This window comes from Paenarthrobacter sp. 10L420, assembly GCF_056395385.1.
Genome location: NZ_JBFTJK010000086.1, coordinates 1 through 407, shown reverse-complemented (window position 1 = coordinate 407; position 407 = coordinate 1). Strand labels below are relative to the sequence as shown.

Below are 407 nucleotides of genomic sequence, written 5' to 3'. Positions count from 1 at the left end.
GGCTTATCCCAGAGTCAAGGGCAGGTTACTCACGTGTTACTCACCCGTTCGCCACTAATCCCCCAGCAAGCTGGGATCATCGTTCGACTTGCATGTGTTAAGCACGCCGCCAGCGTTCATCCTGAGCCAGGATCAAACTCTCCGTTGAAAAATAACAGACACAACCACACCCACCGGAAATAACGACAGGCACGGCTGCACAAAATTCGAAACCAGCTGAAAACCAAACCACCACACACGGSGGTGCGCAACGGCCTGGCCATAATTTCAACCAATCAATAAAACAATCGGCATCAACAAACTTGGCACACTATTGAGTTCTCAAACAACAGACACTAACCGGCACCACCAGAACCCCTAACAGGGCCACAGGATCGCTCCGGAGCAACTTTTCAAACTTACCCGAT

1 rRNA gene is annotated in these 407 nt (G+C 50.7%); it reads right to left on the bottom strand.

What is annotated here, in order from left to right:
- Positions 1–148: ribosomal RNA gene (locus AC1DD5_RS25795) — 16S ribosomal RNA — on the bottom strand; the annotation flags it as partial.
- Positions 149–407: the final 259 nt, after the last annotated feature.